Source organism: Kitasatospora sp. NPDC053057, from assembly GCF_044546945.1.
GTDB lineage: Bacteria > Actinomycetota > Actinomycetes > Streptomycetales > Streptomycetaceae > Kitasatospora.
The window spans coordinates 135,988-156,260 of sequence record NZ_JBITZP010000005.1; the positions used below are offsets into that span (position 1 = coordinate 135,988).

Consider the following 20,273-nt stretch of genomic DNA (forward strand, 5'->3'; position numbering starts at 1 on the left):
TTTAGGGCGTACCTGGGGGCGATGCTCCGAACGAGTGATCGTCAGTCACCAGGCAGTCGGAGTCAGCCGTCATAGGGTCTGGTGCCATGACCCTCCACACCCCTGCGGACACCTTCCCCCGGCAGTACGCGCGGACCCTGCGCTACACCGTCGGCGCCCCCCGCTCCTTCTCCGTCGCACCGGACGGCTCGCGGGTCGTCTTCCTCCGCTCACGCTCCGGCAGCGACCGGGCCAACCTGCTCTGGACCCTCGACACCGCGACCGGCGAGGAGCGGATCGCCGCCGACCCGGCCGTCCTGCTCGGCGGCGGCGAGGAGGACCTCTCGCCCGCCGAGAAGGCCCGCCGCGAGCGCAGCCGGGAGGGCTCGGCCGGCATCGTCGGCTACGCCCTGGACGCGGAGGGCGGGCTGGCCGCCTTCGCGCTGTCCGGCCGGCTGTTCACCGCCGACCTGATCGCCGGCGTCACCCACGAACTGCCCGCCCAGGGCCCGCTGCTGGACCCGCGGCTCTCCCCGGACGGCGCCCACGTCGCCTACGCCAACACCACCGGCGAACTGCGGCTCACCCGCACCGACGGCACCGGCGACCGGGCGCTCGCCGAGCCGGACGCCCCCAACGTCACCTGGGGGCAGGCCGAGTTCATCGCCCAGGAGGAGATCGACCGCGACCGCGGCTTCTGGTGGTCCCCGGACGGCGAGCGGCTGCTGGTCGAGCGCGCCGACGACAGCCCGGTGCGCCGCTGGTGGATCGCCGACCCGGCCAACCCGGACCGCGAGCCCGCCGAGGTTGCCTACCCGGCGGCCGGCACCGCCAACGCCGAGGTCGGCCTCTGGGTGCTCGACCTGCACGGCGGGCGCACCGAGGTGTCCTGGGACCACGAGGCCTTCCCGTACCTGGCCCGGGTGCACTGGTCCAAGGGCGGCGTGCCGCTGCTGCTGGTCCAGTCCCGCGACCAGCGCGCCCAGCAGGTGCTCGGCCTGGACGTGACCAACGGCGGCACCGAGGTGCTGTTCGAGGAGCGCGACGAGGCCTGGCTGGAGGCCTTCCCGGGCGTGCCGGCCTGGACCCCGGACGGCAAGCTGGTGCGGATCTCCGACGAGGGAGGAGTGCGGGCGCTGGTGGTCGGCGACCAGGCCGTCACCGGAGCCGACCTGCACGTCCGCTCGGTCGTCGCGGTCACCGAGCGGGAGGTGTTCTTCAGCGCCTCCGGCGGCGCCGGGGAGACCGACCCCGAGCCCGGCTGGATCGCCGTCGGCCGGATCAGCCACGACGGCAAGCAGCTGGCCTGGGAGTGCGCCAACGGCCGCCCGTTCACCTCCGTCACCAGCGTGGTGCACGCCGGCGGCATCACCGTCCGGGCCACCGCCGAGCCCGACCTGCCCGGCACCCTGGTGCAGGTCGCCCGCGACCTGCCGGAGGGCGTGGTGGTCGACGACGTCGCCACCATCGCGTCGTACGCCGAGACCCCGGTCATCACCGCCCGGCCGGTCTTTCGCTTCGCCGGCGAGCGCCGCATCCCCGCCGCCGTCTTCCTGCCCACCGGCTACGACCGCGAGCGCGACGGCCTGCTGCCCGTCCTGATGGACCCGTACGGTGGCCCGCACGGCCAGCGCGTCGTCCAGGCGCACAACCCGCACCTCAACTCGCAGTGGTTCGCCGACCAGGGCTTCGCGGTGGTCGTCGCCGACGGTCGCGGCACCCCCGGGCGCGGGCCGGCCTGGGAGAAGTCCATCGCCTTCGACTTCGCCGGGGCCACCCTGGACGACCAGGTGGAGGCGCTGCGGGCGCTCGCCGGGGAGTTCCCGCTGGACCTCGACCGGGTCGCCATCCGCGGCTGGTCGTACGGCGGCTACCTCTCCGCGCTCGCCGTGCTGCGCCGCCCCGACGTGTTCCACGCGGCGGTGGCCGGGGCGCCGGTGACCGACTGGGAGCTGTACGACACCCACTACACCGAGCGCTACCTGGGCCACCCGGCCGAGCGGCCCGAGGTGTACGAGACCAACTCGCTGACCGGGTACGCGGCCGGGCTGGAGCGCCCGCTGATGATCATCCACGGCCTCGCGGACGACAACGTGGTGGCCGCCCACACCCTGCGGCTCTCCTCGGCCCTGCTGGCCGCCGGGCGCCCGCACACCGTGCTCCCGCTGTCCGGCGTCACCCACATGACCCCGCAGGAGGAGGTCGCGGAGAACCTGCTGCTGCTCCAGGTCGACTTCGTGAAGCGCTCGCTGGGGGTGTAGATCCCTCCTGACCAGCCTCTTTCGCGGCCGGTACCCCTGATGGGGTACCGGCCGCCGGCATGACATCCGTCATACCGAAGGCACGACGGCCGGCACTGCCGCCGGCCCCCGCCCCCGCGGGACTCTGAGGTGGTGCGGACAGGACCGCACGCGACACCAACAGGCGAGAGGAGCCGGGCGATGGTTACCGAGGTGGCCGCCTTCCGCAGCGTTGGCAAGAGCTACGGGCGGGTGCGCGCCGTGGACGGGCTGGACCTGGTGCTGCGGCCGGGCGAGACCGTCGCCCTGCTCGGCCCGAACGGCGCCGGGAAGTCCACCAGCCTGGACCTGCTGCTCGGCCTGCGCGAGCCCGACCAGGGCAGCGTCACGCTGTTCGGCGGCACCCCACGGGCGGCGATCGCGGACGGGAGGGTCGGCGCGATGCTGCAGAGCGGCGGGCTGATGACCGACGTCAAGGTCCGCGAGCTGGTCGAACTCGCCTGCAAGGTGCACCCGCGCGGTCGGTCGGTCACGGGGGTGCTGACCGACGCCGGGATCACCGAGATCGCCGAACGCCGGGTGGACAAGCTGTCCGGCGGCCAGGAGCAGCGGGTGCGCTTCGCCCTGGCGATCGCCGGTGACAGCGACCTGATCGTGCTGGACGAGCCCACCACCGGCATGGACGTCAGCGTCCGGCAGGCGTTCTGGGCGAGCATGCGCGCGCAGGCCGACGCCGGTCGCACGGTCCTGTTCGCCACCCACTACCTGGAGGAGGCCGACTCGATCGCCGACCGCGTCCTGGTGCTGCACCGGGGCCGGCTGATCGCCGACGGCAGCTCCGCGGAGATCAAGGCGCGGGCCGGGGCCCGCCGGATCGCCTTCGAACTCCACGACGTCGACTTCGCCGTGGACGCCGCCCGCTTCGACGAGGCCGTGCTGCGCGCCCTGCCGGGCGTGCAGTCGCTGGACGTCACCGCCCGCGTCCCGGGGGTGCGGACGGTGCGGATCCGGACCACGGACGCCGACGCGGGCGTGGCCGGGATCTACCGGGCGGGCCTGTACCCGCGCGGCCTGGAGGTCACCGGGGTCGGCCTGGAGCAGGCCTTCCTGACCATCACGGGCGAGCTGGACAACCAGGACCTGGCAGAGGAGAGCGCGCGATGACCACCCTGATCAAGCTGGAGATCCTGCGGACCCTGCGCAACCGGCGCTACCTGTTCTTCACCGTCGTCTACCCGGCGCTGATGTACGTCTTCTTCATCAACGCCTACGGCTCCGGCAACCAGGCCGGCGGCCTGCCCGTGAAGACCTACTTCATGGTCTCGATGGCCACCTTCGGCGCGGTCGGCGCGGTGCTCTCCGGCAGCGCCCAGCGGATCTCGCTGGAACGCAAGAGCGGCTGGACGCGCCAGCTGCGGCTGACCGCGCTGCCGGGCCGGGCGTACACCGTCGGCAAGATCGCGGCGACCGCGGTGACCACGCTGCCGGCGATCCTGGTGGTCTTCGTGGTCGGTGCCACCCAGGGCGTCTCGCTGAGCGTCGCGCAGTGGATCGGGCTGGCGGCCGCGCTCTGGCTGGGCAGCTTCGTCTTCGCCGCGCTCGGGGTGGCGCTGGGCTACGCGGCGGCGCCGGACGCGGTGCAGCCGATCGTGATGATCACCTACATGGCGATGGCGCTGCTCGGCGGCACCTGGTTCCCGGTGAGCGGCTCGCTGGAGAAGTTCGCCCGGTTCAACCCGGTGTTCCTGTACAACAAGCTGGCCACCTTCACCCAGCCCGGGCACTCGCTGGACCTGGTCGCGGTCGCCGGGCTGGCCGCCTTCTTCGCGGTCTTCGTGGTCGCGGCGGCCGCGCTGTACCGGCGTGACACCCGCCAGGCATGATGATCCACATGAGTGACGCGCGCCAGACCCACCGTACCGACGAGCAGCCGGAGGCGGGTGTGGCGCGCGTGTCGTTCATGAACGTGCCGGGCGCCCCGGTGGAGACCAGGCGGCAGATGCTGGTCAAGGTCGCCTGGATGCTGCTGTGGATGCTCTACCTGGCCTACCCGGCGGGCAACCTGCTGAACGGGCACCACAGCCTGGTCGGCCAGGCGTTCGGCTGGTGCTGCCTGGTGGGGTTCGTCGCCGTGTACGTCCTGCTGGTGATCTTCCGCTCGCAGGCGGGGATGAAGCCGCGGGCCTGCCAGGTGATCGTCGTGACGATGATCGTGCTCGCGGTCGCCGCCTCCTGCGTCCTCGGCGAAGCCTTCCTGACGCTGTTCATCTACGCCTCGGTGTGCCTCGCGATCATCACGCCGCCGAACTACGCGCTGCGCGCGCTGGTCGGCATGGCTGCGCTCACCGCCGCGATCGGTCTGATGATCCACGCCGGGAGCGACAACATCACCACCTTCGCCCTCAGCGCCCTCCTCTCCGGCGTCGCGATGACCGGCCTCCAGCGGCTGGTCGCCACCATGAAGGAACTGCGCGAGGCCCGGGCCGCCGTGGCCCACCTGGCCGCCTCCGAGGAGCGGCTGCGACTTGCCCGCGACCTGCACGACCTGCTCGGGCACTCGCTCTCGCTGATCACCCTGAAGAGCGAGCTGGCCGGGCGGTTCATGGACGCAGGCAAGGACGAGGCGGCGCGGGCGCAGGTCGCCGACATCGAGCAGGTCGCCCGGCAGTCGCTGACCGACGTGCGGGAGGCCGTGACCGGCTTCCGTCGTCCCACCCTGCCGGTCGAGCTCGCCGCCGCCCGGACCGCCCTGTCCGCCGCGCAGGTCCGGCTGGAGGCCGCGCCGGAGCTGGTGGACGCCTGGCCGTCGCTGGCCAACGAGGAGGCCGGCGCGCTGGCCTGGGCGCTGCGCGAGGCCGTCACCAACATCGTCCGGCACGGCGAGGGAGCCACCGTCTGCACGGTGACGGCGGACGAGAGCTGGGAGGCCAGCGGCGAGCGCTACGCCGTCCTGGAGATCACCGACAACGGGCGCGGACCGGGCAAGTCCCAGCCGGGCAACGGGCTCTCCGGGCTCGATGAGCGCCTCGCGCTGGTCGGCGGACGGCTGGAGACCGGCCCCGGCGAGCGCGGCAAGGGCTTCCGCCTGCGGGCCTCGGTGCCGCTGCGGACGGTGTCGGCACCGTCCGAGCCGTCCAAGGCCTCCTAGGTCTCCACCCGAATTGCTCGCGAGGGCCGGTCGGCATCCCCTGTCGGAGGGTCAGGCACGCTCCCCTCTAAGGTCGTGACCATGGGTAACACAGAGAACAGCCCCTCGATCCGCGTGCTGCTCGCCGAGGACCAGGGGATGGTCCGGGAGGCGCTGGCGGCGCTGCTCGGGCTGGAGGGGGACATCGACGTCGTCGCGCAGGTGGGTCGCGGGGACGAGGTGGTGGCGGCGGTGCTGGCGAACGAGGTGCAGGTCGCCGTGCTGGACATCGAGATGCCGGGCATGACGGGCATCGAGGCGGCCGCCGAGCTGCGCCGGCAGGCGCCCGGGACGCGGGTGGTCATCGCGACGACCTTCGGGCGTCCCGGCTACCTGCGCCGGGCGATGGAGTCCGGGGCGGACGCCTTCCTGGTGAAGGACGCGCCCGCCTCCGAGCTGGCCGAGGCGATCCGCCGGGTGCTGCGCGGGGAGCGGGTGATCGATCCGGCGCTGGCGGCGGCCGCGCTGGCCGAGGGCGCCAATCCGCTGACCGCGCGCGAGCGGGACGTGCTGGGCGCGGCCGCGGACGGCGCGGTGAACGCGGACATCGCCAAGCGGCTGCACCTGTCGGAGGGGACGGTCCGCAACTACCTCTCGATGGCGATCCAGAAGACCGAGGCGCGCAACCGCACCGAGGCGGTCCGGATCGCCCGCGAGAAGGGCTGGCTGTAGCCCCGCGGACGATCAGTTGAGCCGGTGGCGGGCCGCCCGGGCCTCCTGGCGGACCTTCGCGGCGGTGTCCGGGTCGAAGGCGTCCAGGATCTGGGCGTAGGAGTCCATCTCCGCCGAGCCGCCGAGGAAGTCGCCCATCCGCACCAGGAGTTCGGCCCGTTCCAGCCGGAGCTGGGCCGGGTGGCGGGGGAGCAGCAGGGCGAGTTCGGTGGCCCACAGCTGAGTGCGGGCGTGCTCGGGCCGGTCGGAGGCCCAGACCCGGATGTTGCCGAGCACCCGCAGCACGATGTCCAGCGGCTGGGCCGGGGTGAGCAGGGCGGGGGTGAAGTCGTGCCCGGCGGCGGCGACCAGGTGTTCGACGTCGGCCGGGTCGAGCAGCCGTCCGCCGTGGAAGGGATCGGCGAGGACGTACTCCTCGCCGCCGGCCGGGCCGCCGACCGCGACGATGAAGTGACCAGGCAGCGCGATGCCGTGGACGGTGAGCCCGGCGCGCCGCCCGACCTCCATCCACACCAGCGAGAGCATGATCGGCAGTCCGCGCCGCCGGCGCAGCACGTCGGGCAGCAGCGAGGACTCCAGCCGCCGGTAGTCGGACTGGCGTCCGTGGAACCGCTCCCGCCCGCCCAGCACGGCGGCGAGCAGGGCGGCGGTCTCCTCCGGCCCGGACGGCGAGCGTTCGGCGACGGCGAGCCGGACGGCCGCCGCGTGCCGGTCGAAGGCGGCCGCGCAGGCGGCCAGCAGGGTGTCCGCCCCGGGCGGTTCGCCCGGATCACCCGGGTCGAGTACGGGCTCGTGCTCGGCGGCGGCGAGTAGGCAGAGCAGCACCGGGTCGGGCTGCTCGGCGCGGGCGGCGGTCCGGAAGCGGTCTCTGCTCTGCTCGGTCACGGTGACGGCGGCGGCCTTCGTACGACGGACGGACAAGCGGACATACCAGGGCGGAACGGTCGGGCGGCTACTCCTGGGGAAGGAGCGCGTAGTGGTAAGTGTGACTGGTCGTGAAGCCGAGTCCGTCATAGAGCGCGATCGCACCGTCGTTCTCCGCCTCGACCTGCAGGTAGACGCCGCTCGCCCCCTCCTCCGCCGCGCGGGCGGCGAGCACCGCCATGACCGTCGTCGCCAGTCCGGCCCGCCGGGCGTACGGCTGCACCTCGATCGCGCCGAAGCAGGCCCACGGCCCGTCGATGACGCAGCGCCCGATCGCCAGCGGGGGCTGCCCGGGGGCGCCGGGCACGGTGGCGAACCAGACCGAGGGGCCGCCGTGCAGCACCTGCCGGGCCGCCGCCTCCACCGCCGGGTCCGCGCTCACCCGGCGGTACAGCGACATCCAGTCGGCGTCCGCCGTGCGGGAGAGCCGTACCCGCTCGTGCCCGGAGCCCAGCCGGGCGACCGCGGCCAGCGGCGCGGTGCGCACCAGGGTGGGCGCGTACCCGGCGCCCAGCCGGTCGAGTTCGACGCGCAGGTCCTCGGGCGATCCGGGGGTGATCACCTCGACGTACGCGGGCAGTCCGCGCGCCGCGTACCAGGCCCGCAGGGCGGCCAGCGCCCGCGGCAGCGGCAGTCCCGGGTCGCCGAGCGCCTGGGCGGAGTTGGCCCGCCGGGTGAAGCCGGACGCGGCGCGCAGCGTCCACTCGCCGAGCGCCTCCTGTTCGACGGCCGGCCAGCCGCGCCCGGCGATCCGCTGCAGCTCGACCGGAGTGGCGGCGGGCAGCGGCGCCCGCCGGGCCGGGAACGGCGGCACGACCTTGCCCGCGACCAGCAGCTTCTCCGGGAAGGCGACCGGCCCGCCCGAGCGCGGCTCGACCACCAGCCCTTGATCGTTCCATGATGTGAGAACGCCGATCACATCGCGGAACACGGGGCGGTCGTCCACGAACTCCGAGAGGCGTCGCACGGACACGCGAAGTCCCACGTCAGAGCGATCTATCCGGACTTCTGGACGGCTCTCCAGCGGGTCTCGGGTCATGATCCGGCCACCTCCTGTGCATTTGCGGTCTCCGACCCGCGATACTAGAGGCGGGCATCGACGACGCCGCGCTCACCGCGCACGCGAGCAGAACAGAACGGGCCGCCAGGCCCTTCCGAGGAGGAACGACAGCGTGACCTACGTCATCGCGCAGCCTTGTGTCGACGTGAAGGACAAGGCGTGCATCGAAGAGTGCCCGGTTGACTGCATCTACGAGGGCCAGCGTTCCCTCTACATCCACCCGGATGAGTGTGTCGACTGTGGCGCTTGCGAGCCGGTCTGCCCGGTCGAGGCGATCTTCTACGAGGACGACACTCCGGAGGAGTGGAAGGACTACTACAAGGCGAACGTCGAGTTCTTCGACGACCTGGGTTCGCCCGGTGGTGCCTCGAAGCTCGGCCTGATCGAGCGGGACCACCCGTTCATCGCGGCCCTGCCGCCGCAGAACGCCGACCACTGACGATCGGTGGCTACTGAGCTGTGAGCACGAACAGCACGCGCGCGCCGTTCCCGGGCCACCCGGGGGCGGCGCGCCGCGTTTCCGACCGGCTGCCAGTCTTCCCCTGGGACAAGCTGGAGCCCTACAAGGCCACCGCCCTCGCCCACCCCGGTGGCCTCTGCGACTTCTCCGTCGGCACCCCCGTCGACCCGGTCCCCGAGGTGATCCAGAAGGCGCTGGCCGCCCACACGGACACCCCCGGCTACCCGACCGTCTGGGGCCCGCTGGAGCTGCGCGAGGCGATCGCCGGCTGGCTGCACCGCCGCTGCGGCGCCGAGATCGGCCCGCGGGCCGTCCTGCCGACCGTCGGCTCCAAGGAGCTGGTGGCCTCGCTGCCGACCCAGCTCGGCCTCGGCCCGGGCGACCAGGTCGCCTACCCGCGGCTGGCCTACCCGACCTACGAGGTGGGCGCACGGCTGTGCGGCGCCGAGCCGGTCGAGTACGACTCGGTGGACGAGCTGGACGGCTCCCGGGTGCGCCTGCTCTGGGTGAACTCGCCGTCCAACCCGACCGGCCGGGTGCTCGGCAAGGACGAGCTGCGCCGCGCCGTCGAGTGGGCCCGGGAGCACCGGGTGCTGCTGGTCAGCGACGAGTGCTACTTCGAGCTGGGCTGGGAGGCCGAGCCGGTCTCCGTCCTGCACCCGGACGTCTGCGGTGCCCCCGACGACGGAACGCGGCACGAGGGCCTGCTGGCCGTCCACTCGCTCTCCAAGCGCTCCAACCTGGCCGGCTACCGCGCCTCCTTCGTGGCGGGCGACCCGGTGGTGGTCGGGGAGCTGCTGGGGCTGCGCAAGCACGGCGGCATGATCGTGCCGGCGCCCGTCCAGGCGGCGACGATCGCGGCGCTGACGGACGACGCCCACGTGGCCGAGCAGCGGGAGCGGTACGCGGCCCGGCGCTCGGCGCTGCGGGCGGCGCTGGAGGCGTACGGCTTCCGGGTCGAGCACTCCGAGGCGAGCCTGTACCTGTGGGCGACCCAGGACCGCCCGTGCTGGGAGACCGTGGCCGAACTGGCCGCGCTGGGCATCCTGGTGGCGCCCGGTGACTTCTACGGGCCGTCCGGCGACCGCTTCGTCCGGGTCGCGTTCACCGCGACCGACGAGCGGGTCGCCGCGGCCGTGGAGCGGTTGACCGCGGCGCGCTGACGACACGTCGAAGGGGCCGGCGCTTCGAGCGCCGGCCCCTTCGACGTTCCCGGAGGGTTACAGCGGCAGGCCGCTGACGCTGCCGCCGCCCACGCCGTTCAGCAGGCCGCCGACCGGGCCGAGCGCGCCGGTCAGGCCGGACAGGCCGGAGAGCGGGCTGTTCGGGCCGAGGTCGGCGCCGCCGAGCCGGTTGGCCGAGCCGTGCTCCGCGAGGCCCAGGACGTCGGTGGCGGGCACTCCGCCGGGCAGCGCGTGCTCCACCGGGCCGAGCGGCAGGGCGCGCTCCACCGCGCTGGTCGGCAGCGCGTCGGTGACGGCGTTGGTGCCGGGGACGGCGCTGGAGAGCCGGTCGGCGCCGGGCAGGGCCTGGGTGAGCGCGCCGGTCTGGGGGAGCGCGCCGACCGGGCCGGTGCCGGCGGTGGCGCTGCGGGTGCCCATGCCCTTGCCGGTGACGGCCTCGCCGAGCTTGCCGGCCAGGGTCGAGGCGACCTTCGGGGTGACGCCGGAGAGCTGGCCGGTGGTGGCGGCGGTCTGGTCGACCGGCGCGGTCAGCGAGCTGGCCTTCTCGTTCGCCTCGGGGAGCTGGTGGGCGACGATGTTGCCCGCGGCGTCGGCGGAGGCCGGCACGCCCGCGGCGACGGTGGCCGCACCGGTGGTGCCGGCCGCCTGGCCGAGCTGGTGGGTGGTGTGCTGCAGGGTGGAACCGGTGTCGGTGTTGGTCAGCTGGCCCAGCGGCGCCGCGAGGTCGCTCTTGGGAAGCAGGGCGTCCCCGCCCAGGGCGGACGCGGAGCCGGCCGCGACCAGCGGGGTCGCTCCGGCGGCCACGACGAGCGCGGCCTGGGCGATCCGGCGCGTGAGGGGGTGAGACATGAGGCTCCTCGAAGGGGTCTGGGTCCGTCCCGTCCGCCGGGTGGACGATCCGAGCGTGGACGGGACCTGGCGGACGACGTTGTTACCGCTTGAGAAGCCAGAAGGTTTCGGCCTGGGCCGGAAAGTGCCTGACCGATCATCGGATCGTACGACCGCAGCAAGGACGCTCGCCGGACCCTCCGGAGCACCGTCGGACCGGCCCCGGCCAAGGGAAGTGACGGTTCGGCACCGGGGTTCGCCGGAACGGGCGGTCGGTCCACCGGAGTTGACCGGAATCACCCGTCCGGCGGCAACCCGAACGACTGTGCGTCAGCCCTTTGCGGACGGCGCCAGGGTGACCTGGACGAGCTTGGTCGACGTCCCCGAGGTCTGGGTCTGCCAGCCGTCCTCGGACTCCGTCTTGCGCCAGATCTTCCCGTCGTAGGCGACCGTCGCGATGCCCAGCTGCTGCGCCTGGGCGACCGCCCAGTGGGCGACCTCCCAGCCGCTGGTCCGCTCGGCGCTCGCCCCGGCGTCGGCCCCGGCGTCCGCCGAGGAGGTCAGCGCGGCGGTGGCCGGGTCCGGGGTCAGCGATACGGCGTTCTCGGCACCCTTGATCGTCGAGGTGTAGCCGGTGGCCGGGGTAACGCTCCGGCCGAACTCCCGGCGCACCCGGTCCGACAGCACCTGGGTGCGGTCCGGCAGCGCGACCGGGGTCGCCGAGGCGCCCGCGGTCGGCGACGGCGAGTCGGCCGGGTCCGGCTTGGCGTAGTCGTGCACCACGCAGCTGAACGAGGCGGGCTCACGGCCGGCCAGCGCCGAGGTGAGCAGCGCCGCCTTGGTCTCGTGCTTGGCGTACGCCTGCGGGTAGCCGCTCTTCTGCACCGCCTGGGCCGCGTCGGTCAGCGGCATCCGGGTGTACCCCGGGACCTTGACCAGACCGTCCAGGAACTTGTTGGTCGCGTACACCGGGTCCGCGATCTGCTCCGGGGTGCCCCAGCCCATCGAGGGCCGCTGCTGGAACAGGCCGATCGAGTCCCGGTCGCCGCCCGCGAGGTTGCGCAGCTTGGACTCCTGCATCGCGGTCGCCAGCGAGATCGCCGTCGCTCGGTCCGGCAGCCCGCGCGAGCGCGCCACCGCGGCGATCGTCGCGGCGTTGGCGGCCTGCGGCAGCTCCAGCGTGCCGCTGCCGGCCGCGGTCTTCACCGTGCACTCCTCCGTGGCGCCCTGCCGGAACCCGAACCACCAGATCCCGACCACGGCCAGGCCCGCGACCATCGCCAGGCCGAGCAGTCCGACCAGCACGAGCAGCAGCGCGCGCACCGGACCGCGGCGGCGGGGCGCCACATCGTCGCCCTGCTCCTCGCCCAGCTCCTCGCTGTGCCTTCTCCTGGCCACCCTCGCCCCTCTCGCGCCCGCCTTCTTGATCCGACACCGTACCCACTCGGACGGGTGTACGGCGCACTCCGGTTGCCGATCCGGAGGCGTTCCGGGTCACAACACGACCACACAGGGCACACGGCCACGCGGCTAGGCTGGCGCCATGAGCAGCCCGAACCCGACGCCTCTGGACCTGACCCTCGACGGTGGCGCGCTGACCGCCCGCCTCGTCGACTTCCCCTCGGTGAGCGGCGACGAGCAGGCGCTCGCCGACGCCGTCGAGGCCGCCCTGCGCGGCTACCCGCACCTGACCGTGGACCGCTACGGCAACAACGTGGTGGCCCGGACGAACCTGGGCCGCGCCGAGCGCGTCGTGCTGGCCGGCCACCTGGACACCGTACCGATCGCCGACAACCTGCCCTCGTACGTCGAGGGCGACCTGCTCTACGGCTGCGGGACCTCGGACATGAAGTCCGGCGTGGCCGTCGCGCTGCGCCTCGCCGCCACCCTGACCGAGCCCAACCGCGACCTCACCTACGTGTTCTACGACTGCGAGGAGGTGGAGGCCCACCGCAACGGGCTCGGCCACCTCGCCAAGGACCGCCCGGAGTGGCTGGCCGCCGACTTCGCGGTGCTGATGGAGCCCAGCGAAGCCATGGTCGAGGGCGGCTGCCAGGGCACCCTGCGGGCGCAGGTCCGGCTCACCGGCGTGCGCGCCCACGCGGCCCGCAGCTGGCTCGGCGACAACGCCATCCACCACGCCGCCGAGGTGCTCACCCGGCTCGCGGACTACCAGCCGCGCCGGGTGGAGATCGACGGCCTGGAGTACCGCGAGGGCCTCAACGCGGTGCGGATCGACGGCGGCGTGGCCGGCAACGTGATCCCGGACGAGTGCGTGATCACGATCAACTTCCGCTACGCGCCCGACCGCAGCGAGGCCGAGGCGGAGAAGCACGTCCGCGAGGTCTTCGACGGCTTCGAGCTGACCGTCACCGACTTCGCCCCCGGCGCCCTCCCCGGTCTCGCCCAGCCCGCCGCCAGGGCCTTCCTCGCGGCGACCGGCGGCCAGGCCCGCGCCAAGTTCGGCTGGACCGACGTCGCCCGGTTCAGCGCGCTCGGCATCCCGGCGGTCAACTACGGCCCCGGTGACCCGAACTACGCCCACAAGCGGGACGAGCACTGCTCGCTGACCGCCATCGCCGAGACCGAGGACCGGCTGCGCGCCTGGCTGACCAGCTGAACCGAAGGCGTTCGGGGTCGATCGAACCGACGGTCGAACTCCACCTTCCGGTTGCCCAACCGACCTTCCCCCGTTGCCTGAAAACGGGGGAAGGCGGGCGTAGGGTTTCGTCATGACAGGCACAGGAGACGACAAGTACTACGGACACGGCCCCGAGCAGGTCGGCGTGCCGCGGAAGAAGAAGGCCTGGCCCGAGAAGCAGAAGGGCCCGGTGCTGGTGCGCCGGGACCAGGTCGGCACCAGCACCACGGACCAGCGCCTGCTGGACACCACGGGGCCCACCGACTGGCTGCACACCGACCCCTGGCGGGTGCTGCGGATCACCTCCGAGTTCGTCGAGGGCTTCGGCGCCCTCGCCGAACTCCCGCCCGCGATCAGCGTCTTCGGCTCGGCCCGGACCCCGGCCGACTCACCCGAGTACGAGGCCGGGACGGCCATCGGCCGGGCCCTCGCCGAGGCCGGCTACGCGGTGATCACCGGCGGCGGCCCCGGCGCGATGGAGGCCGCCAACCGCGGCGCCTCGGAGGCCGGCGGCCTCAGCGTCGGGCTCGGCATCGAGCTGCCCTTCGAGCAGGGCCTCAACGAGTTCGTCGACCTCGGGCTGAACTTCCGTTACTTCTTCGTCCGCAAGACGATGTTCGTCAAGTACGCGCAGGGCTTCGTGGTCCTGCCCGGCGGACTCGGCACGCTGGACGAGCTGTTCGAGGCGCTCACCCTGGTGCAGACGAAGAAGGTCACCCGCTTCCCGGTGATCCTCTACGGCAGCGCCTACTGGGGCGGCCTCTACGAGTGGCTGAAGAACACCCTGGTCGCGCAGGGCAAGGCGGCCCCGCACGACCTGGAGCTGTTCCACATCACCGACGAGATCGACGAGGTCCTGAAGATCCTCGCCGAGGCCCGTCGGCCCGTGAACGAGATCTAGCGCGAGCCGAGCGCCACCGGGAGGGGCCCTACGCCAGCCCCCGGCGGGCGACCGCCGGAGGGCGGGTGCCCCGGATCGAGGCGACCATGTCCAGCACCTGGCGGGTCTCCTCTACCTGGTGCACCCGGTAGACCCGGGCGCCCAGCCAGGCCGAGACCGCGGTGGTGGCCAGGGTGCCGAGCAGCCGCTCGTTCACCGGCCGGTCCAGGGTCTCGCCGACGAAGTCCTTGTTGGAGAGCGAGACCAGCACCGGGAAGCCGGTCGCGGTCATCTCCGGCAGCCGCCGGGTGGCCTCCAGCGAGTGCCGGGTGTTCTTGCCGAAGTCGTGCCCCGGGTCGATGATCACCGCGTCCCGGCGGACGCCCAGCTCGACCGCCCGCTCGGCGAGGCCCAGGGTGACCCGCAGGATGTCCGCCATCACGTCCTCGTATCCGGCCCGGTGCGGCCGGGTGCGCGGCTCGGCGCCGCCCGCGTGGGTGCAGACCAGCCCGGCGTCGTACCGGGCGGCCACCTCGGCGAGCTCGGGGTCCACCCCGCCCCAGGCGTCGTTCAGCAGGTCCGCGCCCACCTCGCAGACCGCCTCGCCGACCTCGTGCCGCCAGGTGTCCACGCTGATCACCGCGTCGGGGTGGCGCTTGCGCAGCTCGGCCACGAAGGGCACGGTGCGCCGCAGCTCCTCCTCGACCGTGACCTCGTCGCCCGGACCGGCCTTCACCCCGCCGATGTCCAGGATCGCCGCGCCCTCGGCCATCGCGCGGTCGGCGGCGGCGAACGCGGCCTCGTCGGCGAAGGTCGAGCCCTTGTCGAAGAACGAGTCCGGAGTCCGGTTCACGATCGCCATGATCACCAGCTCGTCGTCACCGAATTCGCGCGGTCCCAGGCGCAGTGCCACCGATGTCTCCTCCACAGCTCCTACGGGTGCGATGATGGCCCCCCCGGCCTCACCAGGGACCATGCTGTCATGATCAGCCCGGTTCCCTGGCACCTCGGAGGAGGCCGACCGGGAGTTCGGGAGGACAGCTCGTGTTCTGGGTGATCGTGGTCGCCATGGCCGTGGTGGTCGGCGGCGCCGCGCTGGTGGCGCTCGGCGGGGGCGGCTCGATGCCGGAGGCGGTGCCGGACCGCATCGCCGCGCGGCTGCCGCAGGACCGCCCGCTGAACAAGACGGACGTCGACGACCTGCGCCTGCCGATGGCCGTGCGCGGCTACCGGATGGACGAGGTGGACGACGTCCTGGACCGCCTCGGCGCCGAACTCGCCTACCGCGACTCGCGGATCGCCGAACTGGAGGCCGCCGCCCACCTGCGCGGCGCGGTCGAGGCCACCACCGCCCCCGACCCGGCCGCCGAACCGCTGCCCGGCCTGGAGTCCTTCGCCCAGGTGGTCAAGCCGGCCGTCGCGCTCGCCAAGGAGCCGGCCCCCGAGGACGCGAAGCCGGTGAAGGACCAGTGACCGCCACGTCCGACGGTGCCGTCCTCGGCGCGGACGGCCTTCGCCGCTGCGGCTGGGGCGACTCCACCGACGACTACCGCGTCTACCACGACACCGAGTGGGGCCGCCCGGTGCACGGCGACGACGCGCTGTTCGAGCGGGTCTGCCTGGAGGCCTTCCAGTCCGGCCTGTCCTGGCTGACCATCCTGCGCCGTCGGGAGGGCTTCCGGGCCGCGTTCGCCGGCTTCGAGATCGGCAAGGTCGCCGAGTTCGGCGAGGCCGACAGGGAGCGGCTGCTCGCCGACACCGGCATCATCCGCAACCGGGCCAAGATCGAGGCGGCGATCGCCAACGCCCGGGTCGCCCGCGACCTGGACGGCGGACTGGACGCGCTGATCTGGCAGTTCGCCGCCGACCCGGACCGGCCGGCCCCCAGCACACTGGGCGAGGTGCCGGCCGTCACCCCCGAGTCGACGGCGCTGGCGAAGGCGCTGAAGAAGGCGGGCTTCCGCTTCGTCGGCCCGACCACCGCCTACGCCCTGATGCAGGCCTGCGGCCTGGTCGACGACCACCTGGCGGACTGCCACGTCCGCGCCGGCGGCCACGAGCGGTAGGCGTCGAGCGATCGGAAGCGCCGGGCGTCAGCGCCCGATGTACTTCGGCTTCTCCTTGGCGATGAAGGCGCGCACCGCGATCCGGTGGTCCTCGCTCTCCCCGGCCAGGGTCTGCAACTCGTCCTCCTTGTCGAGCAGTTCGTCCAGCGAGTGCGAGGCGCCGTACGCCAGCGACTCCTTGACGGCGCCGTAGGCCACCGTCGGGCCCTCGGCCAGCTCGCGGGCGAAGACCCGTGCGGTGGCGGCGAGTTCGTCGGCCGGCACGACCTTGGTGGCCAGGCCCAGCTCCATCGCCTCGGCGGCCTTGACCGTCCGGGGCAGCATCAGCAGCTCGGTGGCCTTGGCGTGCCCGACCAGCCGGGGCAGCGTCCAGGACGCGCCGGAGTCGGCGGTCAGGCCGATCCCGGTGAAGGCGGTGTTGAACCCGGCCCGGTCGGAGAGGATCCGGAAGTCGCAGGCGAAGGCGAGCGAGGCGCCCGCCCCGGCCGCCACCCCGCCGACCGCGGCGACGGTCGGCTTGCGCATCCCGGCCAGCGCGCGGGTCAGCGGGTTGTAGTGCTCGGCGACGGTCCGCAGCGCGCCCTCGCCGGTCTCCTCGGCCCGCTTCAGCAGCGCCAGGTGCTCGTTCAGGTCCTGCCCGACGCAGAAGGCCCGCTCGCCCGCGCCGGTCAGCAGCACCGCGCGCACCGCCGGGTCCCCGGCCGCCTCGATCACGGTGTCGCGCAGCGCCACCTTGGTGGCGACGTCCAGGGCGTTCATCGCCTCCGGGCGGTTGATGGTGATGACGGCCAGGCCGCCGTCCAGCTCGTACAGCACGGAATCCGCCATGGGCGAGGCTCCCTCAGTGATCGTCGCGTGGGTGGTGGTGTCAGGATGCCGGAGCACGGGGCGGACTGGGGAGTGTGAGGTATCGCACCTTCCGGCTGTTCCGGTATCGCCGCCACGCCGGGGCTTATGACGCCAATTGCGGTGGTTGCGGCCGGTCCGGCCGTGGTTGCACCGAGAGTGATGTTGGTCATCAGGCCGTGGCATGCGGGATAATGGCTTCCGATCAATGCGTTCGATACCGGCGGTGGACGGACTGCCGGTGCGTAGCTGAGCGGTTGCAGGAAGGGGAACGAGCATGGCGGCCATGAAGCCGCGGACGGGTGACGGCCCGCTCGAAGTCACCAAAGAGGGGCGGGGCATCATCATGCGCGTTCCGCTCGAAGGCGGCGGACGCCTCGTGGTGGAGCTCACGCCTGACGAGGCCAAAGCCCTGGGCGATGCCCTGATGGAGGTCACCGGCTGACCGCAGCGGGTGCTCGTCTCCTGGAGACGTACCGCCGGGCCCGGGTACGACGTCATGTCGGCCCGGGCCCGCGCGTTCCACGGGGCGGGCCCGTGACTGCTCGGGCTAGCGCTTGACGGCGCAGAGCAGCCCGTCCGAGACCGGCAGCAGCGCGGGCAGCAGTGCCTCGCTCTCCCGCACGTCCCGGACCAGGTCCCGCACGGCGCCGGTCTGCGGGTCCTGCAGCTCCGGCTCGGCGAGACGGCCCTCCTGGAAGACCCCCTCGAAGCAGACCATCCCGCCCGGCCGCAGCAGCCGCAGCGACTCCAGCAGGTACTCGCGCGACTCGGCCGGATCCCCGTCGCAGAACACCAGGTCGTACTGGCCGTCGGCGAGCCGGGGGAGCACCTCCAGGGCCCGGCCCGGTATGAACCGCGAGCGGTTGGCCGCGAACCCGGCCGCCTGGTAGGCCTCGCGGGCCAGCTGCTGGCGCACCGGCTCGGAGTCGACCGTGGTGAGCACGCCGTCCGGCCGCATCCCGCGCAGCAGGTAGACCCCGGACACCCCGGTGCCGGTGCCGATCTCGGCCACCGCCTTGGCGTCCAGAGCCGCGGCCAGCAGCCGCAGGCACGCCCCGCCGCTCGGCCCGATGGCCCGTATGCCGGTGCGCGCGGACTGCGCCCGGGCGTAGGTCAGCACCGCGTCCTCGCCCACGTAGGTGTCGGCGAGGGCCGCGCGCGCGGGCCCGAACTCGCTGATGGCTGCCTCTTTCGGAGCCCCGGGCGGAGGCCCGGCGCGGAGGGATGTCGATATTTCCTGCCACAGATTACTGGCCGGGCGGGAACCGCGTACGGCGGCGGGCCGTTGTCACTGAGGACCGGGTGCGCAAGACCTCCCGGGCACTTTTATCCGGGCTTGACGGGTGAGGTGGATATGGTGGTGGCCCTGCTGGGCAGAAGAGCCGACCGAGGAGGTGTGGCCGAGGGCGACGTCCCTGTGCGGCGGCACTTCCGCGGCACCGCGTCGGCCCGTACGCCGAAGCCCGTGATGAACCAGCCTGCGCACTCCGACCTGGACCAGCCCGCCGCCGCCGAGACGACGGCCGCCGGCACCACCGAGGCTCCTGTCCTCGCGACCTTCGCCGAGGGTCCCGACGCGCAGACCTGGACTCCGCCCACGTGGGAGGAGATCGTCGAGGCCCACAGCGCCCGCGTCTACCGCCTCGCCTACCGTCTGACGGGCAACCAGCACGACGCCGAGGACCTCACCCAGGAGGTCTTCGTCCGGGTGTTCCGTTCGCTGTCCACCTACACCCCCGGCACGTTCGAGGGCTGGCTGCACCGGATCACCACCAACCTGTTCCTGGACATGGTCCGCCGCCGCCAGCGCATCCGCTTCGACGCGCTCGGCGAGGACGCGGCCGAGCGGCTCGCCTCCCGCGAGCCCAGTCCGGCCCAGCACTTCAGCGACACCCACTTCGACGCCGACGTGCAGCAGGCCCTGGACACCCTCGCCCCGGAGTTCCGCGCCGCCGTGGTGCTCTGCGACATCGAGGGCCTGTCCTACGAGGAGATCGCCGCCACGCTGGGCGTCAAGCTCGGTACCGTCCGCAGCCGCATCCACCGCGGCCGCTCCCACCTGCGCGCCGCGCTCAAGCACCGTGCCCCCGGCTCGGCGCCGGGCCGCGAGCGCCGCGGCGGCTCGGAGGAGCCGGTGCCGGTCGGCGCCGTCGCCGAGGTCGCGGCCGCACCGGGCGGGCGCGGACGGAGGCGATCGTGAGCGGAACCAGCCGGTCCGGTCCGGACCGTTCGGATGCGTCCGAGCGGTCCTCGACCTGGCGGGGCTGGGCCCTGCCGGGCCGCCGCGGCGCCGGGGACCCGGCGGGTGGCGAACCCGGTGACCCCCTGCTGCCCGCCGTCCCGCTGCCCGCCGACACGGCGCTGCGCGCGGTGCCCGTACGGCCCGCCGAACCCGCGGCCGAGGAGCACCACCTCGGTGACCGGCTGTCCTCCTTCCTGGACGGCGAACTCGGGCACGACTCCCGCGAGCGGGTCCTGGCCCACCTGGCGACCTGCCCGCAGTGCAAGGCCGAGGCCGACGAGGGCCGGTCCGTCAAGCACCTGCTGACCCGCACCGACACCCCCGGCCCCTCCTCCGCGCTGATGGCCCGGCTGATGGCCGTCGGCAGCCTGCCGGAGGACGCCCCGGCGGACGCCGGCTGGCCGCGCGGGCGCGGCCGCGACGACGACGACCTGCCCGGCGGCGGGGTCCCCGCCGCCGGTACCTTCGGCGGCAGCCGGCTCACCGGCGGCTCCTTCGGCCGCGGCGCCGGCGCCTCCTTCGGCGCGGGCGCGCTCGGCGCCGACACCCCGGTGCCCGGGGTCGACCCGCGCGCCTTCGGCCGCGGCTCGGTGCTGCGGCCGCTGATGGGGCGGCGCACCGCCCGTCCCGAGCCCGCACCCAGGCCGCAGCCCGCCGCGGCCGCCGTCCGCCCCTCGGCGGCCCGCGGACGCCGGCTGGTGTTCGCCGCCGCGGGCGCCTTCTCGGTCGCCGCGGTGACCCTCGGCGGCGTCGGCGGGCTCACCCAGGGCGAGGAGCAGCACGGCACCACCGTCAGCCCGGCCGGCAGCGGTGGCACCACCGGCCGCACCGGCCTGGTCCCGATGACCGCGCAGGTTCCGGTGGACTTCCCGGGCCGCCCGGTGGCCGCCGACCGCGACGCGAAGCCGGCCTCGTCCCCGGAGCGATTCCCGGGCAACATCGCCGCCCTGCGCCAGCAGATCCGCTAGCGAACCACCCTTGCCCCGGGCCACCGGCTGGTCTTTACCACGGCTTCATCCCGCTGTGGAACAGGGACCCGCCGGTGGCCATTACCCTGTAGG

21 protein-coding genes are annotated in these 20,273 nt (G+C 73.6%); 14 read left to right on the top strand and 7 right to left on the bottom strand.

What is annotated here, in order from left to right; translation table 11 throughout:
• The first annotated feature begins 86 nt into the window (after window positions 1-86).
• From ACIG5E_RS08445 to ACIG5E_RS08465, 5 genes are all read left to right on the top strand, one after another.
• A complete protein-coding gene (locus ACIG5E_RS08445) occupies window positions 87-2,240 on the top strand; it encodes a prolyl oligopeptidase family serine peptidase (protein ID WP_396532423.1) in 2,154 nt (717 codons plus the stop codon).
• A gap of 180 nt (window positions 2,241-2,420) precedes the next feature.
• Window positions 2,421-3,383, top strand: coding sequence for an ABC transporter ATP-binding protein (locus tag ACIG5E_RS08450; protein ID WP_396532424.1), 963 nt, complete (start codon window positions 2,421-2,423; stop codon window positions 3,381-3,383).
• Window positions 3,380-4,102 carry an ABC transporter permease gene (locus ACIG5E_RS08455; protein ID WP_396532425.1) on the top strand — a complete coding sequence of 241 codons (723 nt, stop codon included), beginning with the start codon at window positions 3,380-3,382 and terminating at the stop codon, window positions 4,100-4,102. The genes ACIG5E_RS08450 and ACIG5E_RS08455 overlap by 4 nt, the downstream gene beginning before the upstream one ends.
• A gap of 8 nt (window positions 4,103-4,110) precedes the next feature.
• Window positions 4,111-5,367, top strand: coding sequence for a sensor histidine kinase (locus ACIG5E_RS08460; RefSeq protein WP_396532426.1), 1,257 nt, complete (start codon window positions 4,111-4,113; stop codon window positions 5,365-5,367).
• Between the two features lie 81 nt (window positions 5,368-5,448).
• Window positions 5,449-6,078 (top strand): response regulator transcription factor, encoded by a 630-nt coding sequence (locus tag ACIG5E_RS08465; protein ID WP_396532427.1) that lies wholly within the window; start codon window positions 5,449-5,451, stop codon window positions 6,076-6,078.
• A 12-nt stretch (window positions 6,079-6,090) separates the two neighbouring features.
• On the opposite strand, the gene ACIG5E_RS08470 is transcribed toward ACIG5E_RS08465, so the two are convergent.
• Together ACIG5E_RS08470 and ACIG5E_RS08475 are read right to left on the bottom strand one after the other, a co-directional pair.
• Window positions 6,091-6,999, bottom strand: a complete 909-nt coding sequence (locus ACIG5E_RS08470; RefSeq protein WP_396532428.1) for a transglutaminase family protein — start codon at window positions 6,997-6,999, stop codon at window positions 6,091-6,093.
• Window positions 7,000-7,030: 31 nt separating this feature from the next.
• Complete coding sequence (locus ACIG5E_RS08475; protein ID WP_396532429.1) at window positions 7,031-8,041, bottom strand: GNAT family N-acetyltransferase; 1,011 nt, start codon at window positions 8,039-8,041, stop codon at window positions 7,031-7,033.
• A gap of 133 nt (window positions 8,042-8,174) precedes the next feature.
• Between ACIG5E_RS08475 and fdxA the strand changes: the two genes are divergently transcribed.
• Together fdxA and dapC are read left to right on the top strand one after the other, a co-directional pair.
• Window positions 8,175-8,501 carry a ferredoxin gene (gene fdxA / locus ACIG5E_RS08480; RefSeq protein ID WP_030287402.1) on the top strand — a complete coding sequence of 109 codons (327 nt, stop codon included), beginning with the start codon at window positions 8,175-8,177 and terminating at the stop codon, window positions 8,499-8,501.
• Between the two features lie 20 nt (window positions 8,502-8,521).
• A complete protein-coding gene (gene dapC, locus ACIG5E_RS08485) occupies window positions 8,522-9,685 on the top strand; it encodes a succinyldiaminopimelate transaminase (RefSeq protein ID WP_396532430.1) in 1,164 nt (387 codons plus the stop codon).
• Between the two features lie 57 nt (window positions 9,686-9,742).
• On the opposite strand, the gene ACIG5E_RS08490 is transcribed toward dapC, so the two are convergent.
• The gene (locus ACIG5E_RS08490; RefSeq protein WP_396532431.1) at window positions 9,743-10,555 is read right to left on the bottom strand and encodes a hypothetical protein; all 813 of its coding nucleotides are present in this window, start codon (window positions 10,553-10,555) and stop codon (window positions 9,743-9,745) included.
• A gap of 309 nt (window positions 10,556-10,864) precedes the next feature.
• Window positions 10,865-11,932 (bottom strand): hypothetical protein, encoded by a 1,068-nt coding sequence (locus tag ACIG5E_RS08495; RefSeq protein ID WP_396532432.1) that lies wholly within the window; start codon window positions 11,930-11,932, stop codon window positions 10,865-10,867.
• A 145-nt stretch (window positions 11,933-12,077) separates the two neighbouring features.
• On the opposite strand from ACIG5E_RS08495, the gene dapE reads away from it, so the two are divergent.
• Both dapE and ACIG5E_RS08505 read left to right on the top strand, forming a co-directional pair.
• A complete protein-coding gene (gene dapE / locus ACIG5E_RS08500) occupies window positions 12,078-13,154 on the top strand; it encodes a succinyl-diaminopimelate desuccinylase (protein ID WP_396532433.1) in 1,077 nt (358 codons plus the stop codon).
• A 112-nt stretch (window positions 13,155-13,266) separates the two neighbouring features.
• The gene (locus tag ACIG5E_RS08505; RefSeq protein ID WP_396532434.1) at window positions 13,267-14,076 is read left to right on the top strand and encodes a TIGR00730 family Rossman fold protein; all 810 of its coding nucleotides are present in this window, start codon (window positions 13,267-13,269) and stop codon (window positions 14,074-14,076) included.
• 28 nt (window positions 14,077-14,104) lie between these two features.
• Here ACIG5E_RS08505 and folP read toward each other — a convergent pair whose 3' ends face one another.
• Window positions 14,105-14,917 (bottom strand): dihydropteroate synthase, encoded by an 813-nt coding sequence (gene folP, locus ACIG5E_RS08510; protein WP_396532526.1) that lies wholly within the window; start codon window positions 14,915-14,917, stop codon window positions 14,105-14,107.
• A 182-nt stretch (window positions 14,918-15,099) separates the two neighbouring features.
• Between folP and ACIG5E_RS08515 the strand changes: the two genes are divergently transcribed.
• Together ACIG5E_RS08515 and ACIG5E_RS08520 are read left to right on the top strand one after the other, a co-directional pair.
• Entirely contained in the window at window positions 15,100-15,528 is a 429-nt protein-coding gene (locus ACIG5E_RS08515) for a DivIVA domain-containing protein (RefSeq protein WP_396532435.1), read from the top strand.
• Window positions 15,525-16,121, top strand: coding sequence for a DNA-3-methyladenine glycosylase I (locus ACIG5E_RS08520; RefSeq protein WP_396532436.1), 597 nt, complete (start codon window positions 15,525-15,527; stop codon window positions 16,119-16,121). Before ACIG5E_RS08515 ends, ACIG5E_RS08520 begins: the two co-directional genes overlap by 4 nt.
• 27 nt (window positions 16,122-16,148) lie before the next feature.
• Here ACIG5E_RS08520 and ACIG5E_RS08525 read toward each other — a convergent pair whose 3' ends face one another.
• Entirely contained in the window at window positions 16,149-16,949 is an 801-nt protein-coding gene (locus ACIG5E_RS08525; protein ID WP_396532437.1) for an enoyl-CoA hydratase-related protein, read from the bottom strand.
• Between the two features lie 295 nt (window positions 16,950-17,244).
• Between ACIG5E_RS08525 and ACIG5E_RS08530 the strand changes: the two genes are divergently transcribed.
• On the top strand, window positions 17,245-17,412 hold the full coding sequence (locus ACIG5E_RS08530; protein ID WP_070043274.1) for a DUF3117 domain-containing protein: 168 nt from the start codon (window positions 17,245-17,247) through the stop codon (window positions 17,410-17,412).
• A 105-nt stretch (window positions 17,413-17,517) separates the two neighbouring features.
• Here the strand turns inward: ACIG5E_RS08530 and ACIG5E_RS08535 are convergent, their stop codons facing one another.
• On the bottom strand, window positions 17,518-18,150 hold the full coding sequence (locus tag ACIG5E_RS08535) for an O-methyltransferase (RefSeq protein WP_207809516.1): 633 nt from the start codon (window positions 18,148-18,150) through the stop codon (window positions 17,518-17,520).
• Window positions 18,151-18,438: 288 nt separating this feature from the next.
• Between ACIG5E_RS08535 and sigE the strand changes: the two genes are divergently transcribed.
• Together sigE and ACIG5E_RS08545 are read left to right on the top strand one after the other, a co-directional pair.
• Window positions 18,439-19,170, top strand: a complete 732-nt coding sequence (sigE, locus tag ACIG5E_RS08540; protein ID WP_396532527.1) for an RNA polymerase sigma factor SigE — start codon at window positions 18,439-18,441, stop codon at window positions 19,168-19,170.
• Window positions 19,167-20,180, top strand: a complete 1,014-nt coding sequence (locus ACIG5E_RS08545; protein ID WP_396532438.1) for a zf-HC2 domain-containing protein — start codon at window positions 19,167-19,169, stop codon at window positions 20,178-20,180. The genes sigE and ACIG5E_RS08545 overlap by 4 nt, the downstream gene beginning before the upstream one ends.
• The last annotated feature ends 93 nt before the right edge of the window (window positions 20,181-20,273 follow it).